At 42.5% G+C, this 558-nt stretch carries 1 pseudogene; it reads left to right on the top strand.

Going from position 1 to position 558, the window contains the following annotated elements:
• A pseudogene (locus tag AAC854_RS22945) lies at window positions 1–426 on the top strand (IS1 family transposase); the annotation flags it as partial.
• Window positions 427–558 lie beyond the last annotated feature (132 nt).

Here is a 558-nt window from a genome sequence, read left to right as displayed (position 1 = left end):
TCCGCGTTATCACTGTTATGCTTGCCGTAAAACCTTTCAACTGACTTATACTTATCAAGCCTGTCAGCCCGGCATGAAAGACCAGATTATTGATATGGCCATGAATAACGCCGGTGTCAGGGATACCGCTCGCGTCCTGAAGGTCGGCATTAACACGGTCATTCGCACACTAAAAAACTCACACCCAGAAACATAACTACGCTGCCGCTTGCAGGGGGTGATATTCAGATTATCGGTGAAATAGACGAACAGTGATCATTTGTCGACACGGGAAAGAAATTTACCCAACGTATAGAAAGAACCCATCTCACCCTGCGTATTCGTATAAAAAGGCTGAATCGAAAAACGATAGGCTATTCCAAATCCGAAGAAATACACGATAAAGTGATAGGAACGTTTATTGAGCGTGAATACTACTTTCTCTAAGCAATCTAACCATTGGAAGCACAGGGCGCGAGCATACTTTTCAAATACCTATTGAATAACAAGCAATGACATGATCTAATTATCTTTATTTTTCTTTCGAATGCTCGCCCATGAATCCTAACCACTCCCTCA

This window comes from Xenorhabdus entomophaga, assembly GCF_037996725.1.
Lineage (GTDB): Bacteria > Pseudomonadota > Gammaproteobacteria > Enterobacterales > Enterobacteriaceae > Xenorhabdus > Xenorhabdus khoisanae.
This window is presented reverse-complemented; position numbering and strand designations above follow the sequence as displayed.